Source organism: Saccharothrix mutabilis subsp. mutabilis (assembly GCF_039521145.1).
GTDB lineage: Bacteria > Actinomycetota > Actinomycetes > Mycobacteriales > Pseudonocardiaceae > Actinosynnema > Actinosynnema mutabilis.
This window is the reverse complement of the sequence record NZ_BAAABU010000018.1, coordinates 1-15,722: the sequence shown is the minus strand read 5'-3', so window position 1 is coordinate 15,722 and position 15,722 is coordinate 1. Positions and strand designations below refer to the sequence as shown.

The 15,722-nt window shown below is 74.7% G+C and carries 12 protein-coding genes; 7 read left to right on the top strand and 5 right to left on the bottom strand.

Features of this window, described 5'->3' with window-relative positions; all coding sequences use genetic code 11:
• Nucleotides 1-68: 68 nt before the first annotated feature.
• The 3 genes from ABD126_RS28730 to ABD126_RS28720 all read right to left on the bottom strand — a co-directional run bounded on the left by ABD126_RS28730 (nucleotide 69) and on the right by ABD126_RS28720 (nucleotide 4,495).
• A complete protein-coding gene (locus tag ABD126_RS28730; protein WP_343937098.1) occupies nucleotides 69-299 on the bottom strand; it encodes a hypothetical protein in 231 nt (76 codons plus the stop codon).
• 279 nt (nucleotides 300-578) lie between these two features.
• Entirely contained in the window at nucleotides 579-1,682 is a 1,104-nt protein-coding gene (locus tag ABD126_RS28725; protein WP_343937097.1) for a Gmad2 immunoglobulin-like domain-containing protein, read from the bottom strand.
• 263 nt (nucleotides 1,683-1,945) lie between these two features.
• Nucleotides 1,946-4,495: a heavy metal translocating P-type ATPase gene (locus ABD126_RS28720; protein WP_343937096.1), complete on the bottom strand. Its 2,550-nt coding sequence runs from the start codon at nucleotides 4,493-4,495 to the stop codon at nucleotides 1,946-1,948.
• 297 nt (nucleotides 4,496-4,792) lie between these two features.
• Between ABD126_RS28720 and ABD126_RS28715 the strand changes: the two genes are divergently transcribed.
• From ABD126_RS28715 to ABD126_RS28690, 6 genes are all read left to right on the top strand, one after another.
• Nucleotides 4,793-7,084 (top strand): heavy metal translocating P-type ATPase, encoded by a 2,292-nt coding sequence (locus ABD126_RS28715; protein ID WP_343937095.1) that lies wholly within the window; start codon nucleotides 4,793-4,795, stop codon nucleotides 7,082-7,084.
• Between the two features lie 323 nt (nucleotides 7,085-7,407).
• The gene (locus ABD126_RS28710) at nucleotides 7,408-7,731 is read left to right on the top strand and encodes a hypothetical protein (protein ID WP_343937094.1); all 324 of its coding nucleotides are present in this window, start codon (nucleotides 7,408-7,410) and stop codon (nucleotides 7,729-7,731) included.
• Between the two features lie 140 nt (nucleotides 7,732-7,871).
• Nucleotides 7,872-9,260, top strand: coding sequence for an amino acid permease (locus ABD126_RS28705; RefSeq protein ID WP_343937093.1), 1,389 nt, complete (start codon nucleotides 7,872-7,874; stop codon nucleotides 9,258-9,260).
• On the top strand, nucleotides 9,257-10,507 hold the full coding sequence (locus ABD126_RS28700) for an arginine deiminase (RefSeq protein ID WP_343937092.1): 1,251 nt from the start codon (nucleotides 9,257-9,259) through the stop codon (nucleotides 10,505-10,507). Before ABD126_RS28705 ends, ABD126_RS28700 begins: the two co-directional genes overlap by 4 nt.
• A 16-nt stretch (nucleotides 10,508-10,523) precedes the next feature.
• Nucleotides 10,524-11,516: an ornithine carbamoyltransferase gene (gene argF, locus ABD126_RS28695; RefSeq protein ID WP_343937091.1), complete on the top strand. Its 993-nt coding sequence runs from the start codon at nucleotides 10,524-10,526 to the stop codon at nucleotides 11,514-11,516.
• 1 nt (nucleotide 11,517) lies between these two features.
• The gene (locus tag ABD126_RS28690; RefSeq protein WP_343937090.1) at nucleotides 11,518-12,438 is read left to right on the top strand and encodes a carbamate kinase; all 921 of its coding nucleotides are present in this window, start codon (nucleotides 11,518-11,520) and stop codon (nucleotides 12,436-12,438) included.
• Nucleotides 12,439-12,646: 208 nt separating this feature from the next.
• On the opposite strand, the gene ABD126_RS28685 is transcribed toward ABD126_RS28690, so the two are convergent.
• Nucleotides 12,647-13,348: a CPBP family intramembrane glutamic endopeptidase gene (locus ABD126_RS28685; RefSeq protein ID WP_343937089.1), complete on the bottom strand. Its 702-nt coding sequence runs from the start codon at nucleotides 13,346-13,348 to the stop codon at nucleotides 12,647-12,649.
• 9 nt (nucleotides 13,349-13,357) lie between these two features.
• On the opposite strand from ABD126_RS28685, the gene ABD126_RS28680 reads away from it, so the two are divergent.
• Nucleotides 13,358-14,449, top strand: coding sequence for an acyltransferase family protein (locus ABD126_RS28680; RefSeq protein WP_343937088.1), 1,092 nt, complete (start codon nucleotides 13,358-13,360; stop codon nucleotides 14,447-14,449).
• A gap of 29 nt (nucleotides 14,450-14,478) precedes the next feature.
• Here ABD126_RS28680 and ABD126_RS28675 read toward each other — a convergent pair.
• On the bottom strand, nucleotides 14,479-15,722 hold a 1,244-nt coding region (locus ABD126_RS28675), incomplete at its 5' end, for a GAF domain-containing sensor histidine kinase (protein ID WP_343937087.1).

Below are 15,722 nucleotides of genomic sequence, written 5' to 3'. Positions count from 1 at the left end.
ACCGCCAGGACCGCCGTGCCGGGGACTTTGGTCCCGCCGCGCCAGGGCCCCGCGCCGCGGCGGACCGGTCAGGCGGCCGACAGGGCGCGCAGGACGTCCGTGCCCGAGGTGGTGAGGACCGCCGCGCCGGCCGCGGAGCGCACCAGGCCACCGCCGAGCAGGTCGGCGGTGGCGGTGAAGTCGCACCACAGGCCGTCCACGGTGAGGCTGGGGTGCCGCTCCCCGGTCAACCGGCCGCGGCCCTCCGAGATCGCCTTCAGCATCGCCCTGTGCCTCGCGGTGTAGTCCATGTCACTCATCTCCTTCCGCCACCTTCGAGGGTTCGCCGGTCGCGGTGACGGCGGCAGGAGCGGAGGAAGTCGATGCGACGGGACCATCGGACACGACGAGACGGGGACCAGCGGCCCGCCGGTCAGGGGGCGGGAGCCCGCCCGGTGACGGGGCTACCGTCGCCTCCGCCAACTCCTCGCGCAACTGTGCGAGGGTTTCCACCAACCCGATCTCCACGACGACCTGCCGACGTCTGTTCACGATCGTGGGTGAACCGCCGTTCCAGCGCCGACCGACGGCCCGGTCCGTCAGGTGGCCGGGAAGGTCACCCGGACGGTCGTCGCGTGCAGGATCCGCCCGTCGGCCGCCGAATGTTCGGCGAAGACCACCCAGCCGGTGCCGCCGTTGGGCGCGGTGAAGGTGATGTCGCCGCTGAACGGCCGTTGCTCGTCGCCGCCGCCGGTGACGAAGCCGGTGCCGACCTCCGTGGTGCCGCCGCCCTGGTCGGCCAGCACGCGGACGGCCACGTTGCCCTCGAAGGTGTGGGCCGTGCCCGTGACGCGCAGGGGTGAGAGCACGGTCTGGCCGGCGGTCGGGGTGTCGACGCGGATGGGGTCGGTGCGGGTGCCGGTGACCGTCCACCGTCCCTCGCGGCGCAGCGACACCACGGTCGTGATCGTGGGCATGGGCTCACCGGTGTTGGGCGAGCGGGCGAAGAAGGTCACCTCGGCGGTGCCGTCGCCGACCCACCGGAACGGACCTTCGGCGGGGTCCGCCATGCCCACCGCGGACTTGAGGAACCGGCGCGCCTCGGCGACGGCGGGCGCGGTGTCGCCGGGGTTCCCGGTCGGCGGGGTGAGTTGGAGCCATTCGTAGAAGGCGGCCACGTCACCGTCGAACGAGTAGATCGTGGACCGCACGGTCGGGAACTGCTTGAGCGTCGCGTCGAGTTCGGCCATCAGCGCGGCGCTGCCGAAGCTGGTGCTCGCGTTCGGGATCGTGCGGCTGAAGTTCGCGAAGTCGGCGTGCGCGACCCCGTTCTCGACGCGGACCGCGCGCAGGCTGTCCGCCGTGGCGGGCACGAACAGCGACCAGTAGCCCTGCTCGGCCTCCGCGGCCGTCGTGCCGCCGAGCAACTGCTTCAGCGCCGCCGTGGCGACCATGTCGGAACGGGGCACCGTTCGCGGCACGGCGACGACGCGGCCCGGGTCGTCCGCTTCGCCCCGGTGGAAGAACACCCGGACCTCCATCGTGTCCGCGGTGGTCGTCGTGGGGACCGGCGGCGACGACGTCCCGGAGTCGGTGGACCGGCCGCGGTTCACCACGAAGGCCACCACCGCGACCAGGACCGCCACGACCGCCACGACGCCCGCGATCCACCACGCCCGGCGCTTGTCGACAGGAGTGCTCATCGTCCTCTCCTCCCTCTCCCCTCCAGGCTGGTCGGCTGGGAAGCGTTGGGACAGAACCGAAAGGGCTGGCGTCGAGCGGCGAAGGTCCTTGGTTGTCGGGAATGCGGCAGGCGCGGCGGCGGGGCGCGGGGCGGCGGGGGCGGCGGGGTGCGGGCGCGGCGGGGTGCGGGCGCGGCGGGGTGCGGCGCGGCGGGGTGCGGCGCGGCGCGGCGGGGTGCGGCGCGGCGGGCGAGGCGGAAGGCGTGGGGATCGAGGGCGGGTGGTCAGCGGGCGGGGGCGACCGGTTCGGTGTGGCCGGTGTCGACTTCCACGGCCGGCTCGACCGCGGCGACCTGCGTGGTGGCGGGCGGCGCGGGGAGGGTGGCGGGGTGGTGGCGGCGCAGGCGGTTGGCGTTGCCGACCACCGACAGCGAGCTGAGTGCCATCGCGGCGGCGGCGAGCACCGGGCTCAGGCGCAGGCCCAGGAACGGGTAGAGCACGCCGGCGGCGACCGGGACGCCGACCGCGTTGTAGACCAAGGCGAAGAACAGGTTCTGGCGGATGTTGCGCATGGTCGCCCGCGACAGCCGGATCGCGGTGACCACGCCCGCCAACGAACCGGAGATGAGGGTGATGTCGGCGGCCTCGATCGCGACGTCCGTGCCGGTGCCGATGGCCAGCCCGATGTCGGCCCGGGCGAGCGCGGGGGCGTCGTTGATGCCGTCGCCGACCATGCCGACCCGGCGGCCTTCCGCTTGCAGGCGGCGGATCTCGTCGGCCTTGTGCTCCGGCAGGACTTCGGCGAGCACGCGGCGGATGCCGACCTGGCGGGCGATCGCGGCGGCGGTGCGCGGGTTGTCGCCGGTGATCATGACGACGTCCAGGCCGAGCCGGTGCAGCGCGGCGATCGCGGCGGTGGAGTCGGCCTTGACGGTGTCGGCCACAGCGAGCACGCCGGCGGGCCGGCCGTCCACCGCGACCAGGACCGGGGTCTTGCCCTCGGTGGACAGGTCCGCGGCGATCGGGTCGAGCGCGCCGGTGTCCACGCCGGCGTCGCCGAGCAGCCTGCGGGTGCCGACGAGCACGGCGTGCCCGTCGACGGTGGCCCGCACGCCGCCGCCGGTGACCGAGTCGAACCCGGACGCGGCGGCCGGGGTGAGGCCGCGGTCGCGGGCCCCGGCGACGATGGCCGACGCGAGGGGGTGCTCGCTGTCGGCTTCGGCGGCGGCCACGAGGGCGAGCAGGTCGTCCCCGGCGATCGCGGCGGTGGCGCGGACGTCGGTGAGGGCGGGCCGGCCGGCGGTGATGGTGCCGGTCTTGTCCAGCACGACCGTGTCGAGCTTGTGCGCGGTCTCCAGGGCTTCGGCGGAGCGGATCAGGATGCCCGCGCGGGCACCCTCGCCGGTGCCGACCATGATCGACAACGGGGTGGCCAGGCCGAGCGCGCACGGGCAGGCGATGATCAGCACCGCGACGGCGGAGACCAGCGCGAGGGTGAGCGCGGGGGCCGGCCCGACCAGGTACCAGGCGGTGAACGCGGCGACGGCCACCGCGATGACCACGGGGACGAAGTAGGCGGACGTCGCGTCGGCCAGGCGCTGGATCGGGGCCTTGGAGGCCTGGGCCTGCCGGACCAGGCGGATGATCTGGGCGAGCACGGTGTCCGCGCCGACCTTGGCGGCCCGGACGCGCAGGGAGCCGGTGGTGTTGATGGTGGCGCCGATGACGGTGTCGCCGGCGTGCTTGGTGACCGGGATGGGCTCGCCGGTGACCATCGACTCGTCCACGGCGGACCGTCCGGACAGGACGGTGGCGTCGACGGGGACCTTCTCGCCGGGGCGGATCACGACCTCGTCGCCCACGACGACCCGCTCGACCGGGATCTCGGTCTCGACGCCGGCGCGGACGACGCGGGCGGTGCGGGCCTGGAGGCCGAGCAGCGCGCGGACGGCTTCGCCGGTGCCCGCCTTGGCGCGGGCCTCCAGCAGGCGGCCGAGCAGGATCAGGGTCAGGATCACGCCGACGGCTTCGTAGTAGACCTCGCGGACGTCCTCCGGGAGCAGGCCCGGGGCGAGGGTGACGACGAGGCTGTAGCCGTAGGCGGCGACCGTGCCGAGGGTGATGAGGCTGTTCATGTCCGCGTCGCGGTGGGCGAGGGTCAGCCAGCCGGTGCGGTGGACGGGCCACCCGGTGTAGAGCATCACCGGGGTGATCAGGGCGAGCTGCACCCAGTGGTCGAGCAGCACCCCGGGCACCCAGTCGGCGCCGAACAGCTCGTGCGCCATCATCGCGACCAGCACGGGCAGCGTGAGGACCGCGCCCACCAGCACCCGCCGGGTCAGGTCGCCGATCTCCGCGCGCCGCTCCCGGGCCTGGGCGGCTTCCTCCTCGGCGGCGGTGCGCGAGTCCGTCGTCCCCAGGGGTGCCGTGGTGGCCGGTGCGGTGCCGTCGGTCTCGTCGGCCGGCTCGACCACCAGGCTGCCGTGGATCATGTTCATGCCGCAGGAGAACCCGAACGTGCCCGCGCGGTCCGGGTCGATCCGGACGGTGGTCCGGGTGGAGGCGGGCAGCGCGGCGTTCACGCCGAAGTCGGGGAACACGACGTGCGAGGTGCAGTCGCCGCTTTCCCGGCGGTGGAACACCAGTTCCACGGGGACGCCCTGGCGCACCCGGATGACGTCGGGCCGGTAGCCGCCGCGCACCGTGACCTCGACGCGCTGCACCCCGTCGGCCACCTCCGCGCGGCGGGCGCGGCGGGGACCGAAGAAGTACCAGCCCAGCCCGGCGATGACGGCCACGGCGGTCGCCAGCACGACGATGTCGGCGGTGGTCATGGGAGTGCTCCCTTCACCGGTGCGCGGAGGCTGGCCCGATCGTGCGCGCGGAACGGCCACCGGGGACAGGGACGTCGGTAGGCGGGCGGCAGGGACTTCCGGCCCACGCGGGATGTGTGGCGGACGCGACCGGCGCGGTGGACGCGACCGGCGTGGTGAGCGCGGCCGGCGTGGTGAACGCGGCCAGCGGGGTGGACGCGACCGGCGGAGTGGATGCTCGGTCCCGGGTCGGAGGGCCCGGCCGGGCGAGCCGTGCTGCTCTGTCGCCCGGTGCCCGGGTCGGGCGAGGGTTCGGTCATGGGTGCGACTGGTGGACGACGGCGGCTGCCGTCCGGGGAAACGGCCCTGCTCGTGGTGGTCGCGGCGCTGGTCGCCGCCGGCGGGGTGGCGCGGGTGGCCGGGCCGGTGCCCGCGGCGGTGCTGTGGGCCGCGGCGGACGTGGTCGCCCTGGTGCCGACGGTCGTGTGGGTGGTCGCCGACCTGCGGGTTCGCCGGTACGGCGCGGACCTGCTGGCGGTGCTCGCCCTGGGCGGCACGCTCGCGGTCGGCGAGTTCCTGGCCGGGGCGGTCATCGCGGTCATGGTGGCCACCGGCCGCCTGCTGGAGGCCGCCGCGCGGCGGCGCGCCGGGCGGGACCTGTCGGCGCTGCTGGAGCGGGCCCCCGGGCAGGCCCACCTGCGGCGCGGCGAGGACGTCGAGACCGTGCCGGTCGGGCTGGTGCGGCCCGGTGACCGGGTGGTGGTGCTGCCCGGCGAGGTCGTGCCGGTCGACGGCGCGCTGGTGGTCGACGGGACGTTCGACGAGTCGGCGTTGACCGGGGAAGCCGTCCCGGTGACCAGGCGCGCCCCGGAGCCGGTGCGCAGCGGCGTGGTCAACGCCGGCGCCGCGGTCGACCTGACCGCCACGGCCACCGCCGGCGACAGCACCTACGCGGGCGTGGTCGCGCTGGCCCGGCAGGCCGCGGCGAGCAGCGCGCCGGTGGCGCGGCTGGCGGACCGCATCGCGGTGTGGTTCCTGCCCGCGGCCCTGCTGGTCGCCGGGCTGGCCTGGGCCTTCACCGGCGACCCGGAGCGGGCGGTGGCCGTGCTGGTCACCGCGACGCCGTGTCCGCTGCTGCTCGCGGTGCCCATCGCGGTCACCGGGGGCATGTCCCGCGCGTCGCGCGCCGGTGTCGTGGTCAAGGGCGGCGCGGCCCTGGAACTGCTCGGCCGGGTCAGCACCCTGGTCATGGACAAGACCGGGACGGTCACCGAGGGCAGGCCCGAGGTCGTGGACCTGGTGTGCGCGCCGGGCACGACCCGTGAGGAGGCCTTGGCGCTCGCGGCGGGCGTCGAGCGGTACTCCCCCCACGTGCTGGCCTCGGCGGTGGTGCGCGCCGCCGAACGGGCCGGTGTGCGGCCCGCGAACGCGCACGGCGTCACCGAGGAACCCGGCCGGGGCGCCCGCGGCGACGTCGACGGCCGGACCGTCCACGTGGGACGGCTGCCCTCCGCCGCGCCCCAACCGGACTGGGCGCGCGACGCCGCCCGCCGGGCGCACCTGGACCTGGCCGGCGTCATCTGGGTCAGCCGGGACGACGAGCCGGTGGCCGCGCTGCTGGTGCGGGACCGGATCCGGACCGACGCCGCGCGGACCATGCGCAGGCTGCGGGCCGCGGGGGTGCGGCGCGTCGTGCTGCTCACCGGCGACCGGGTCGACAACGCGGTGGAGGTCGCCGGGATGCTGGGCATCGACGAGGTCCACGCGAACGCCACCCCGGCCGACAAGATCGCGCTCGTGCGCGCGGCCCGCTCCGGCGGGACCACCGCGATGGTCGGCGACGGCATCAACGACGCTCCCGCGCTGGCCGCCGCCGACGTCGGCGTCGCCCTGGGCTCGCGCGGCTCCACCGCCGCGGCGCAGGCCGCCGACGCGGTGATCCTGGACGACCGGATCGACCGCCTCGCCGACGCCGTCGACACCGCGCGCCGCGCCCGGCGCGTCGCCCTGCAAAGCGCCGGCCTGGGCACCGTCCTGTCGCTGCTGGCGATGCTCGCCGCCGCCGGCGGCTTCCTGGTCCCGGTCGCCGGCGCGCTGGTGCAGGAGGCCATCGACCTGGCGGTGATCGCCAACGCGCTGCGCGCCCTGGGCGGCCGGACCCGCCGACCGCACGCCGAAGCCGACCGGCTGCTGCACCGCTTCGCCCACGAGCACGAGGAACTGCTCCAGGTGCGGGCGATGGTCCGGCAGGCGGCCGACGCCGTCGCCCGCGGGGGCGATCCGGACGCCGACGCGCTCGTGCGCCGCACCCACCGCTTGCTCACCGAACGGCTGCTGCCCCACGAGCGCGCCGAGGAGACCACCCTCTACCCCGCGTTGACCGAGGTCCTGGGCGGCGCGGAGGCGACGCTGACGATGAGCCGCGGGCACGCCGAGATCGAACGGCTGGTGCGCCGGCTGGGCCGTCACCTGGCCACGTCGCCCGACATCGGCCGGCTCGACCGGACCGGCGACCTCCTGGCGACCCTGTACGGGTTGGACGCGATCCTGACCCTGCACTTCGCCCAGGAGGAAGAGGCTTACTTCACCCTCGCCACGACGCCGGGCTGATTTCCGGTCGTGGGAGGGGTTTCGAGCGGTTCCCGGCTTCGGGGGGAGGAAATCGGGAACCGCTCGACCGCTGGGAAGGGGGGAGGTCCCAGCGCGAGCAGTGTAGGCCCCACGCCGTGCGTTGGGTAGCGGCACGCCTCGACTCCGCGCGCTGGGGTATCGGCACGGCTCAAGTCGGTGCGCCGCAACGGGTCGCGGGGTGGCGCGCGGTGGCCTGTGCGCGGCCCGACCCGCGTGGCGCGCAGAACAGGTGACCGAAGGCCCCGCGCGGTCCGTCCGGAGGTCCCTTGGCCCGGGCCGGCCCGCCGCGCAACCGTGGCGGCATGACGACGAATTCCCGGCGCCTGCTCGGCGCTCTCCTGGTGGTGGCGGTGGTGACGGCGGGTTGCGCGGCCGGACCGAACGACGTGTCCACTGTGGACGGTGTGCCGCCGGCGGGTTTCTGGCCCGGTGTCTGGCACGGGCTCATCCACCCGATCACGTTCATCGTTTCCCTGTTCAACCACAACGTCAACATCTACGAAGTGCACAACAACGGTAATTGGTACAACTTCGGCTTCGTGCTCGGCATAGCCGTGCTGCACACGTTCACCAGTGGCAACGCCGCGCGCCGCGGGCGCAGGCGGCGCGGTGGTTCTCCCGCCTGACCCGTCGGCCGCCCGGGTGATCGGTGACCAAGGGCCCGGTCGTGACGGGTCCTGCGGCGGTGTGGGGTCGTCGCCCGTCCTGGCCAGGCTGTCGGGGGTGATCGCACCGGGCGGTCCGGACAGGGAAGCGAGGACATCTCGTGAGCGCAGACACGACGGCCCCCGAAGTGGGGACGACAACGGGCGGCGACCCGCCCGGGCGGCGCGGGGGCGGGTTCGGGTTGCCGACCGCCACCGCGCTGGTCATCGGGTCGGTCATCGGCACCGGCGTGTTCGGCCTGCCGAGCGCGTTGGCCGCGTTCGGCCCGATCAGCCTGGTGGCCTTCGTCCTGGTGACGATCGGGGCGCTGGCGCTGGCCATGACCTTCGGCGCGCTGTCCAACCGCCTGCGCGGTTCCGGCGGGCCGTACGTGTACGCCCGGGACGCTTTCGGCGACTTCGCGGGCTTCCTCAACGCCTGGTGCTACTGGATCACCGCCTGGGCGGGCAACGCGGCGATCGTCGTGGCGCTGGTCGGTTACGTCGAGGTGTTCGTCAACACCGACCACCGGGTGGGCTGGTCGATCGTGATCGCCCTGGCGGGCCTGTGGATCCCGGCGCTGGTCAACCTGTCCGGGCTGCGCAACTTCGCGGTGACCCAGGTCGTGTCCACGGTGCTCAAGTTCGTGCCGCTGCTGTTCATGGCCACCGTCGGGCTGCTGTTCGTCAAGGCGGACAACTTCGGCGCGTTCAACAGCAGCGGCACGTCCGCCGGCGCCGCCGTCTCCGCCGCCGCGGCGATCGCGTTGTTCAGCTACATCGGCATCGAGACCGCGTCCGTGGCCGCCGGCCGGGTGCGCGAACCGGGCCGCAACGTCGGCCGCGCGACCGTGCTGGGCACCCTGGGCTGCGCGGTGGTCTACGTGCTGGGCACGCTGACCGTGTTCGGCACCGTGCCCAACGCGGCGCTGCGCGACTCCACCGCGCCGTTCACCGACTCCGCCAACGCCATCTTCGGCGGCCAGTGGGCCGGTCAGGCCGTGGCGGTCGCGGCGGTCGTGTCCGGGTTGGGCGCGCTCGTCGGCTGGACGCTCGTCGTGGGCGAGATGCCGATGGCGGCGGCCCGCGACCGCCTGTTCCCCGCCCGCTTCGCCCGCACCCGCGGCGGCGTCCCGCACTTCGGCATCGTCAGCTCGACCGTGCTCGCCTCGGTGCTCGTCGTGGTCAGCTACACCAACTTCGAGCAGGTCTTCACCACGCTGGTGCTGCTGTCGGTCTTCACCGCCGTGGTGCCCTACCTGTTCAGCGCGGCGGCCCAGCTGTACTGGCTGGTGGTGCGCGGCCGGGCGGCGCACCGCGCGCACCTGGTGCGCGACTGCGGGATCTCGGCGCTGGCGCTGGTCTTCTCGTTCTGGGCGCTGGCGGGCAGCGGCTACCAGGCCGTCTACTACGGCGTGGTCTGCCTGCTGCTGGGCGTCCCGGTCTACGTCTGGCTCAAGGCCGGCCGCCACGAGTACGGCGAGCACCCGACCGCGGCGGGGCAGCGGTGAGCGCCGCGCACGGCGTCCACTCCGAGGTCGGGGCCCTGCGCCGGGTCGTGGTGCACCGGCCCGGCCTGGAGCTGGACCGCCTGACCCCGGCCAACTGCGACGACCTGCTGTTCGACGACGTGCTGTGGGCGGAGAAGGCGCGCGCGGAGCACGACTTCTTCACCGCCGTGCTGCGCGGCCGGGGCGTCGTCGTCCACCACTTCGCCGACCTGCTCGCCGAGACGCTCGCCCTGCCCGAGGCCCGGGCGTTCGTGCTGGACCGCGTGTGCACGCCCGAACAGCTCGGCCCGACCCTGGTGGAGCCGGTGCGCGAGTTCGCCGAGAAGGTGGACGCCCCGGTGCTGGCCGAGTTGCTCGTCGGCGGGATGACCCGCGCGGACCTGTCGCCGCTGGACGTGCGCAGCCTGCGCTGGAGCACGCTGGGCTTGGACGACTTCGTGCTCCCGCCGCTGCCCAACACGCTGTTCCCGCGGGACAGCTCCGCCTGGATCGGCGGTGGCGTGACGATCAACCCGATGGCCAAGCCGGCCCGGCGGCGGGAATCGCTGCACTGCCGGGCCGTCTACCGCTTCCACCCGCTGTTCGCCGCGGCCGACTTCCCCGTCTACTGCGGCGACGACGACCGGGAGCACCACCCCGCCACCGTGGAGGGCGGCGACATCCTGGTGCTCGGCCGCGGCGTGGTGCTCATCGGCATGGGTGAGCGCACCACGCCCATGGGTGTGGAAGTGCTCGCCGCGCAACTGCTGCGCACCGGCCGGGCCACCACCGTGATCGCCGTCGAACTGCCGAAGTCGCACGCGTTGATGCACCTGGACACCGTCCTGACGATGCTCGACGTCGACACGTTCGTCCGCTACCCCGGCCTGGACCCGGACGCGCTGCCCACCTGGGTGATCACCGCCGCGGACCCGTTGGAGGTCGTGGAGCGCGGCGCGGCCGGGATGCGCGTGCAACAGCGCCAGGGCCTGTTCGCGGCGGTGGCCGACGCGTGGGGCGCGGACCGCCCGCGGGTGCTGTGCGCCGACGAGGACGCCCGCGCCGCCGAGCGCGAGCAGTGGGACGACGCGAACAACTTCCTGGCCCTCGCACCCGGCGTCGTCGTCGGCTACGAGCGCAACACCGTCACCAACACCATGCTGCGCGACCACGGCATCGAGGTCGTCGCCATCCCGGGCAGCGAACTCGGCCGCGGCCGGGGCGGCGCCCGGTGCATGACCTGCCCCGTCCAGCGCGACGGCATCTGAGAGGAAACGACATCCCATGCGCCACCCCGGATCACTGCTCAAGGAACTGGACCTCGACAAGGCCGCCTTCCTCGCCCTGGTGGACGCCGCCGCCAAGCTCAAGCGCGCGAAGGCCGACGGCGTCGAGATCCCCGCGCTGAGCGGCAAGAACATCGCCCTGGTCTTCGAGAAGAGCTCGACCCGCACCCGGTGCGCGTTCGAGGTCGCCGCGCACGACCAGGGCGCCCACGTCACCTACCTCGACCCGACCGGCTCGCACATGGGCCGCGACGAGTCCGTCCCGGACACCGCGAAGGTGCTCGGCCGGATGTTCGACGGCATCGAGTTCCGCGGCTTCGCCCAGGACACCGTCGAGCTGCTCGCCGACCACGCCGGGGTGCCGGTGTGGAACGGGCTGACCGACTCCTGGCACCCCACCCAGGCGCTCGCCGACGTCCTCACCATGACCGAGCACCACCCGGGCCCGGTGGAGGAGATCTCCTTCTGCTTCGTCGGCGACGGCCACAACAACGTCGCCCGCTCCCTGCTGGTCACCGGGGCGCTGCTGGGCATGGACGTGCGCATCGCCGCGCCCCGCGAGCTGTGGCCGCCCGACGACGTCGTGGCCGCCGCGCGCGGGCTGGCCGAGACCAGCGGGGCGCGCGTGCTGGTCACCGACGACCCCGAGCGGGGTGTGGCCGGCGTCGACTTCGTCTACACCGACGTGTGGGTGAGCATGGGCGACTCGCCGCAGGAGTGGAACACCCGCGTGCCGCTGCTGCTGCCCTACCGGGTCACCGAGCGGTTGATGGCGGCCACCGGCAACCCCGCCGCGAAGTTCCTGCACTGCCTGCCCGCCGTGCACGACCGGAGCACCACCGTCGGCCGGCAGGTGCACGAGGGCTTCGGGCTCGACGGCGCGGAGGTCACCGACGCGGTGTTCACCTCCGACCGCTCGATCGTGTTCGACCAGGCCGAGAACCGGCTGCACACCATCAAAGCGGTGCTGGTCGCCGCGCTGGCGTCCTGACATGCGCATCGTGGTCGCCCTGGGCGGCAACGCCCTGCTGGCGCGCGGCGAGCGGCCCGACGCCGAGGTGCAGCTCCACCACGTCGAGGCGGCGGCGCGGGCCCTCGCGCCGCTCGCCGAGCACCACGAGCTGGTGGTCTGCCACGGCAACGGTCCCCAGATCGGGCTGCTCGCGCTGGAGAGCCAGCGCGACGAGTCGCTGACCCACCCGTACCCGCTGGACGTGCTGGGCGCCCAGACCCAGGGCATGATCGGCTACTGGCTGGCGCAGGCCCTGCGCAACGAGGGCGTGCGCCGGCCGGTGCTGTGCGTCCTGACCCAGACCGAGGTCGATCCCGGGGACCCGGCGTTCGGCGCGCCCACCAAGTTCATCGGGCCCGTCTACGACCGGGCGCGGGCCGAGGACCTCGCGCTCCGGCACGGTTGGGCGGTCGCGGCCGACGGCCCGCACTGGCGTCGCGTCGTGGCCTCCCCCGAGCCGCTGCGCCTGACCGAGCAGGAGCCGATCGCGCGGCTGGTGGCCGAGGGGGTCGTCGTGGTGTGCGGCGGGGGCGGCGGGGTGCCGGTCGCGCGCGGCGGCGACGGGCGGCTGCGCGGCGCGGAGGCCGTGGTCGACAAGGACCTGACGGCGGCGGCGCTGGCCATCGGGCTGGCGGCCGACCGGCTCGTGCTGCTCACCGACGTGCCGCACGTGATGCGCGACTTCGGCACCCCCGACGCCCGGCCGCTGCGCCACCTCGACGTCGACGAACTCCGGGACCTGCGCTTCCCCGCCGGGTCGATGGGGCCGAAGGTGGAGGCGTGCCGCCGGTTCGTCGCGGCGACCGGGTTCCCGGCGGCGATCGGCGCGTTGACCGACGCGGGCGCGGTCGTGGCCGGCGAGGCGGGCACGACGATCACCCGGTCACGGGCCGCCGGTTGACCGCGACCGGCGGGGGTCGCTGGACCCCGTGCGCACGGGACCTCGGACCGTGGCCCGGGGAACCGGCGTCGCCGACCGTGGTCCCATGACGACGGTGGATCGTGGTGCGGGTCCCGGTGGTCCGGACGGTCGGCCGGCCGCGGTCGGCGATGGCCGCGGCCGGGCCGGCGGTGCCGCGAGTCGGCCGACGCCGGTGGGCGCCGGGGGCTCACCCGGCGGTCAGCACCCACCAGGACACGGCCAGGCCTCCGGAGTTGGTCGCCGTGTGGACCAGCGCGGGCGCGAGGACGCCCCGCCCCGCGTGCCGCCACCAGTGCAGGACGACACCGGCGACGGCGGAGGCCACCACCGCGACAGCGGAGGTGACCCACACCGGGACCCCGCCGAACACGCCGGCGACGGCGGCGTTCTGGCTCAGCGCCAGCGACGGCAGGACGTGCCACAGGCCGAACAGCGCCGACGCGGCGAGCACGGGCAGCCAGCGCCAGTCCTCCCCCGCGCCGAACAGGGCGGGCAGGACGCCCCGGAAGGCGATCTCCTCCAGCAGCACCGTCCCCAGCGGGATGCGCACCAGCGCCACCCACAGCAGCGCGCCGACACCGGTGGCGTCCATCCGCCCGTCGTTGAACGCCTCGCGCAGCGCGGGGACGGCGAGCGCCACCGCGAACGCGACGCCGACCAGCGCCAGGCCGACCAGGCCGACCAGGGCCGCCCGGCCGAGGTGGCGGCGGTCCAGCCCCAGGTCGGGGGCGCGCAGCCCGGACCAGCGGGCCACCCCGAGCAGGCAGGCGACGACCACCACGCCGGACAGCGGGTAGGCCCAGCCGGGCAGGACCCGGTTGACCAGCGTGGTGGCCAGGGCCAGCAGGGACACGGCGGCGATCAGGGCGGCGACACGTCTGACGGGCATGCCTCCAGTGTGCGCCCACGCGACGGGTACCTGGACTGGCTGCGCGCGATGAGCCTGGTGGTGGTCGTGCTGTGGCACTGGGCGTTCACCATCCTGCGCTGGCAGCCGGACGGTCCCACGCCGACCAGCCCGCTCGGTTTCCTGTCCGGCCTGTGGATCCTCACGTGGCTGCTCCAGGTGCTGCCGCTGTTCTTCTACGTCGGCGGCGCGGTGCACCTGTCGTCCTGGGAGCGGCGGTCGGCGCCGGTGCGGCGGTACGTGTGGGAGCACGTGCGGCCCTTGCTGGTGCCCGCGTTGGCGCTGGTGGGCACGTGGACCGCGCTGGGGCTGGCCGTCGGGTGGTGGTTCGACCTGCGGTGGATCGGCGGGGTCGTGCTGCTGGTGGTCAGCCCGCTGTGGTTCGTCGGCGTGTACGCGGTGCTGATCGCGCTGGTGCCGGTGACGACGTGGCTGCACCGCCGGTTCGACGTGCTGGTCCTGGTGTGGCTGGGCGGGGTCGCGCTGGTCGTGGACGTGCTGCGGTTCCGCTACGGCCTGGCCTGGCTGGGCTGGGTCAACATGGCCGCGGTGTGGGGGCTGGCCCACCAGCTGGGCTTCTTCCACCGCCGGCTGGTGCTCGCGCCGGCGCGGCTCGCGTGGGCGCTGCTGACCGCCGGGCTGTTCGGCCTGGCGGGCCTGGTGTTCTCCGGCCTCTACCCCGGCTCGATGGTCGGGGTGCCCGGCGACCGGATGTCCAACGTGGGCCCGCCGACGTTCGTGCTGGTGGCGCTGCTGGTGTTCCAGGTCGGGCTGGCCGAGGTCACCCGGCCCTCCGTCGAGCGGCTCCTGCTCCGCCGCCGGGTGCGGTGGGCCAGCGACCTGGTCACCCGGTTCGCGCTGCCGCTGTTCCTGTTCCACACCACCGGGATGGCGCTGGCCCGCGCGGCCGGCTACGCGGTGTTCGACGGCCGCATCGCCGACGACCGGGCGCCCGACCTCGTGTGGTGGCTGGGCCGGCCGCTCGCCGTCCTCGGGCCCCTGCTGTTCACCCTGCCGGTGATCGCCCTGTTCACGTGGCGGCGGTCGAACGGCGCCCGGCCGGGCGCGCAGAAGGCCTCGTGAGCGGCTGCCGCGGGCCTGTGGTCCGGGGCTCAGGGCAGCGGCACCTGCCAGGCGACGCGGGTGCCGCCGCTCGGGCCGGCGGCGGCCGTGCAGGTGCCGCCCCACTGCGCGGCGCGCCGCTCCAGGTTGCGCAGGCCGCTGCGCGCGACCAGGTCGGGGATGCCGACACCGTCGTCCACCACGGTGACCACCAGGTGGTCGCCCGCCTCGACGGTGAGGACGAGCGTGGCGGCGCGGGCGTGGCGGATGACGTTGGTCACAGCTTCCCGCACGACGGCCTCGACGTCGTCGGCCATGTCGTCGGGCACCGAGTTGTCCACGGTGCCGGTCATCCGCACGGTCGGGGTCAGCGGGGTGGGCTCGGTCAGCTCGGAGACCAGGTCGAGCAGGCGGCGGCGCAGGCCGGGCGCGTCGTCGGAGGTCTGGAGGTCGAAGATCGAGGTGCGGATCTCCAGCACGGTCTCGTCCAGCTGCTTGACGGCCTTCTCCACCCGTTCCCGCACCCGCGGTTGCTGGATGGAGCCCAGCGCGCCCTGGAGGCTCATGCCGGTGGCGAACAGCCGTTGGATGACGTGGTCGTGCAGGTCGCGGGCGATGCGGTCGCGGTCCTCCAGCACGTCCACCAGGCGGCGGGCGCGCTGGTTCTCGGCGAACTCCAGCGCCACCGCGGCCTGGTCGGCGAAGGACGCCAGCAGCGGCACCTGGTCCGGGCCGAACTGCGCGCCGCCCTTCTCCCGCGCCACCAGCAGCACGCCGGTCACCGACGACCCGGTCCGCAGCGGCACCGCGACCGCGGGCCCGAGGTTCACCGCGCGGCCCCAGAGCTGCCCTTCGAGGTCCTCGATCAGGATCGGCACGGCCGTGGAGAGCACCTCCCCGACCAGCGACTCCTCCCGCGGGATGTCGGCACCCATCAGGTCCTCGACGTGGACGCCGGTGCCGGCGGCGATGCGCAGCCGGACGTCGTCCCCCAGCAGCAGCACCGACAGCGCCGCCGAGGACAGCTCCCGGGTGCGCTGGGTGATCAACGACAGCGCGGCCTCCCCCGACGCGCCGCCCAGGAGCACGCTGTTGACCTCGGCCGTTGCCTCCAGCCACCGCTCCCGCATCCGGGACCGCTCGAACAGGCGCGCGTTCTCGATCGCCACACCGGCCGCCGCCGCGAGCGCCGAGAGGACCACCTCGTCATCGGCGGTGAAGTCCGCGCCGTCGACCTTCTCGGTCATGTAGAGGTTGCCGAACACCTCGTCCCGGACGCGCACCGGCACACCCA